Source organism: Variovorax sp. YR752, from assembly GCF_943372545.1.
The window spans coordinates 1-5,091 of record NZ_CALRZC010000374.1; the positions used below are offsets into that span (position 1 = coordinate 1).

Sequence of the window (5,091 nt, forward strand, 5' to 3'; positions counted from 1 at the left end):
CCTGAAGAGGAGTACTGGCAAGACCTGCTGAAGGTGACCGGCGGCCTGACCGACGAGCACCTGGCCCGCCTCGTGATTCGCGCCTCGTCGAACTGCCGCGACTGGATGCGCCGCCACGGCGTGCATTTCCAGCCGCCACTGTCGGGTGCGCTGCATGTGGCGCGCACCAACGCCTTCTTCATGGGCGGCGGCAAGGCGCTGGTGAATGCGTATTTCCGCAGCGCCGAGAAGTTGGGCGTGCAGATCCGCTACGACACGCCCGTGGCCGCGGTCGAACTCGACGGCGACCGCTTCGTGGCCCTGCGCACCGAGGCCGGCGAGCGCATCGAAGCCAAGAGCTGCGTGCTCGCCTCGGGCGGCTTCGAATCGAACCGCGAATGGCTGCGCGAAGCGTGGGGCCAGAACGAGCGCGGCGAATGGCCGGCCGACAACTTCCTCGTCCGCGGCACGCGCTTCAACCAGGGCGTGCTGCTGAAATACATGATCGCCGCGGGCGCCGACAGCATCGGCGATCCGTCGCAAGGCCACATGGTCGCCATCGACGCGCGCGCACCGCTGTACGACGGCGGCATCTGCACGCGCATCGACTGCGTGTCGCTCGGCGTGGTGGTCAACCGCGAGGCGCAGCGCTTCTACGACGAGGGCGAAGACTTCTGGCCCAAGCGCTATGCGATCTGGGGCCGGCTCGTGGCGCAGCAACCGGGGCAGATCGCGTGGTCGGTCATCGACCAGCAGGCGGTGGGCCGCTTCATGCCGCCCGTGTTCACCGGCACGCAGGCGAACACGCTCGGCGAACTCGCGCAGAAGATCGGCCTGGACGAAGCCACCTTCGTGCGCACCGTGCAGGACTACAACGCCGCCTGCCGCGTCGGCCGTTTCGACCACACCGCGCTCGACGATTGCCACACCGAGGGCCTCGCACCCGCCAAGACGCACTGGGCGCGCCCCATCGACACCGCGCCCTTCTACGCCTACCCGCTGCGCCCCGGCATCACCTTCACCTACCTGGGCCTGAAGGTGGACGAGACCGCCGCCGTGCGCTTCGGCGGACGGCCGAGCCCCAACCTCTTCGTGGCCGGCGAAATGATGGCCGGCAATGTGCTGGGCAAGGGCTACACGGCGGGCGTCGGCATGAGCATCGGCACGGCCTTCGGGCGCATCGCCGGGACGCAGGCTGCGAACGCAGCAAAGAACCATTCGAAGCATCTCCCGGAGACCGCCCTTGCAGCAGCTCACTGACCTCGTCGCACGCGCCCGTGCGGATGCCGACGGCATCGGCAGCGCCCCGCCTTCGCAGCGCGTGATTCCGATCCAGCCCGCCCTGCCATTGACCGCCAGCGAGGGCGAGGTCGCGCGCATCCTGCAGATCTGCAACGCCTGCCGCTACTGCGAAGGCTTTTGCGCCGTGTTCCCCGCGATGACGCGCCGGCTCGAATTCGGCAAGGCCGACACGCACTACCTCGCCAACCTGTGCCACAACTGCGGTTCGTGCCTGCATGCCTGCCAGTACGCACCGCCGCACGAGTTCGCGGTGAACGTGCCGCAGGCGATGGCGCAGGTGCGCCTGCAGACGTACCACGACTACGCCTGGCCGCCCGCGATGGGCGCGCTCTACAAGAAGGCCGGGCTCACCGTGGCACTCGCACTGGCGGGTGGGCTCGCGCTGTTCCTCGTGCTGGCCGTGGCGATGTCGGGCTCGCTCCTGCACGAACCGCTCGCGGGCAATTTCTACGCGATCTTTCCGCACAACTTCCTGGCGCTGGTGTTCGGCGCGGTGTTCCTGTTCGTGATGTTCGCGCTGGCGATGGGCACGCGCCGCTTCTGGCGCGAGGTCTCGCCCGCGAACGACCCGGGCAACGCCCCCGACCTGCCGGGCGTGCGCCGCGCAGCGAGCGCCGAAGCCGCGCACGACGCGCTGCGCCTGACCTACCTCGACGGTGGCCATGGCGAAGGCTGCAACAACGAAGACGATCGCTTCACGCTGTGGCGCCGGCGTTTTCATCACTTCACCTTCTATGGCTTCATGCTGTGCTTCGCGTCCACCTGCGTGGCGACGCTGTACCACTACCTGTTCGACCTGCACGCGCCCTATGCGCTCACGAGCCTGCCGGTGCTGCTGGGCACCGCGGGTGGCATCGGCCTCGTGATCGGCCCCGTCGGCCTGTTGTGGCTGAACCTGCGGCGCCACGCCGCCCACGGCGATGCGGCGCAGCGGCCGATGGACCGCGGCTTCATCGCGCTGCTGCTGCTCACGAGCCTCACCGGCCTCGCACTGCTCGCATGGCGCGACACGACCTTCATGGCATTGCTGCTCGCGGTGCACCTGGGCGTGGTGATGGCGCTCTTTCTCACGCTGCCCTACGGCAAGTTCGCGCACGGCATCTTCCGCTGCGCGGCCCTCCTGAAGTTCGCGATCGAGAAGCGCTTGCCCAGCCGGCTGCGGCTAGGTGCGGACTGACCCGCATGGCCTGAAGCCGCCCCAGGTCAGACAAGCCCCTACGGCCAGGGCGGAAACCCGCTGGCCGGGGCCGACGGGTGTTGTCTGCAGAATAGGCGGCCATGCATGTTCGAAAAGCCGCCGTTCTCGCCCTCGCTCTGTCCGCCCTCTCCCTCCCCGCCCTGATTCCCCCCGCCACTGCGGCGTCCGTTCCCAAAGCCCTCCAGCCCTCTCACGCGTCCCACGCGCCTGACGCAGCGGAAGCCCGCATCGAATCGCTGATCGCGCGCATGACGCCGCAGGAAAAAGCCGGCCAGCTCAGCCTGTACGGCCCGGCGGACATCAACATCCCGAACAACCCGCAGGCCGGCTGGCGCAACGGGCAGCAGGAGACCGAGGACGTGCGCAACGGGCGCCTCACGGGCCTGTTCAACAACGCCGGCCTCGAAGGCAAGCGGCGGCTGCAGCAAGTCGCGGTGCGTGAATCGCGCCTCGGCATTCCGCTGATCTTCGGCGCCGACGTGATCCACGGCTTTCGCACCATCTTCCCGATGCCGCTGGCCGAGGCCTCGAGCTGGGAGCCTGCGCTGGCCGAGCGCACCGCGCGCGCGGCGGCGGTCGAGGCCACGGCCGACGGCTTCCGCTGGACGTTTGCGCCGATGGTCGACATCGCACGCGACGCGCGCTGGGGTCGCGGCCTCGAAGGCGTGGGCGAAGACCCGTACCTTGCGCGCCAGTTCGCGGCGGCGCGCGTGCGCGGCTTCCAGGGCAGCGCGTTGTCGAACGCCGATTCGATGCTGGCCACGCCCAAGCACTTCGCGGCCTACGGCGCGGCCGAGGGCGGGCTCGACTACAACACGAGCGAGATTTCCGAGCGCACGCTGCGCGAGGTCTACCTGCCGCCGTTCCGCGCGGCGCTCGATGCGGGCGCGTTGTCGGTCATGAGCGCCTTCAACGAGATCGGCGGCGTCCCTTCCACCGCCAACCCCGCGCTGCTCACCGGCGTGCTGCGCGACGAATGGAAGTTCAAGGGCTTCGTGGTGTCCGACTACACGGCCGACGAGGAACTCATCGAGCACGGCCACGCTGCCAACAGCCGCGAAGCCGCCAAGCTGGCCTTCATGGCCGGCACCGACGTGAGCATGCAAAGCGGCCTGTACATCCGCTACCTGCCCGACCTCGTGGCCTCGGGCGAAGTGCCGATGGCGCGGCTCGACGAGGCGGTGCGGCGCGTGCTGCGGGTCAAGCTCAAGCTCGGCCTCTTCGACGACCCGATGCGCGGCCTCGACGGCCAGCCCGCCGACCAGCGCGTGGAGAACCCCGATTTCATCGCGCTGGCCCGCGAGAGCGCGCGCCGCTCGATCGTGATGCTGAAGAACGAGGGCCAGCTGCTGCCGCTGGCCAAGACCGGCCCGCAGAAGATCGCGCTGATCGGCCCCTTCGCCGAAGGCACGAAGGACCTGATGGGCTCCTGGAGCCTGTTCCCGGGCCAGTCGGCCCCCGTGGGCATCGACGAGGGCCTGCACGCCGCGCTGGGCATCGAGGCCTCGCGGCTGACCGTCACGCGTGGTGCAAACGTCGAATCGCCCTTGCCCGGCGGCATCGAAACCGCCGTGGCCGCAGCGCGCGACGCCGACGTGGTCGTTCTGGCCATCGGCGAGAGCCAGAAGATGTCGGGCGAGTCGCGCTCGCGCAGCGACATCGGCCTGCCGCAGGCGCAGCAGGACCTGGCCGAAGCCGTGGCCGCCACCGGCAAGCCGGTGGTCGTGCTGCTGAGCAACGGCCGCGCGATGGCGCTCAAGGGCGCGGTGCGCAATGCGCGCGCGATCCTCGTGACCTGGTTTCTTGGCGTGCAGACCGGCCACGCGATTGCCGACGTGGTGTTCGGCGACGCCAACCCCTCGGGCCGACTGCCCGTGAGCTTTCCGCAGACTGCTGGCCAGGTGCCCTACTACTACGCCCACAAGCGCACCGGCCGCCCCTCGCCCGAGAGCGCGCCGGGCACGGCCTTCAAGACCCGCTACCTGGACGCGACGAACGAGGCGCTGTACCCCTTCGGCTTCGGCATCGGCTATGCGCCGGTGCGCTACGACCAGGTCGAGCTGAGCAGCGACCGCCTCGCCATCGGCAAGACGCTGCGCGTGCGCGCCACCGTCACGAACACGGGCACGCGCGAGACGGAAGAAGTCGTGCAGCTGTACCTGGCCCAGCGCGCTGCGAGCGTGACGCGGCCGGTGCGCGAGCTGAAGAACTTCCGCAAGGTGCGGATTGCGCCGGGGGCGTCGGAGGTGGTCGAGTTCGCTGTCGGCGATGACGATCTGCAGTTTCTGGGGCGGGACATGAAGCCTGTGGTCGAGCCGGGTGAGATCGACTTGTGGGTCGCGCCTTCGGCTGCGGGCGGGATTCAGAAGCGCTTCGTGTTGACGCGGGAGTGAGTTTCTTCGGGGCGCGTGCCCAGGCCACCGGGTACTTCCCTCCGCGAATGTCCCCCGGGGCTGCGCCCCTCCGGCGGGCTCAACCCGTCGATGCAACGGTCTGCCAGAGTACCTCAGCAGGGTTGGCAAAGCCAAGTGTCTGTCTTGGTCGACCGTTCATTTCATTGGCGATGCGATCGAACTGGGCCTGCGTGAGGTGAGAGAAGTCCTTGCCCTTGG

3 protein-coding genes are annotated in these 5,091 nt (G+C 69.1%); all 3 read left to right on the plus strand.

The annotated features are described in order from the left end of the window. The coding region (gene tcuA / locus AAG801_RS40445; protein WP_341893513.1) for an FAD-dependent tricarballylate dehydrogenase TcuA at positions 1–1,239 on the plus strand (1,239 nt) is incomplete at its 5' end. Then, positions 1,223–2,458, plus strand: coding sequence for a tricarballylate utilization 4Fe-4S protein TcuB (gene tcuB, locus AAG801_RS40450; RefSeq protein ID WP_341893514.1), 1,236 nt, complete (start codon positions 1,223–1,225; stop codon positions 2,456–2,458). The genes tcuA and tcuB, both read left to right, overlap by 17 nt. A gap of 269 nt (positions 2,459–2,727) precedes the next feature. Continuing rightward, positions 2,728–4,872, plus strand: coding sequence for a glycoside hydrolase family 3 N-terminal domain-containing protein (locus AAG801_RS40455; protein ID WP_341893515.1), 2,145 nt, complete (start codon positions 2,728–2,730; stop codon positions 4,870–4,872). Positions 4,873–5,091: the final 219 nt, after the last annotated feature.

Coding starts and splice junctions, on each gene's coding strand:
- AAG801_RS40455 (WP_341893515.1), top strand. CDS start 2,728: ATGACGCCGCAGGAAAAAGCCGGCCAGCTCAGCCTGTACGGCCCGGCG.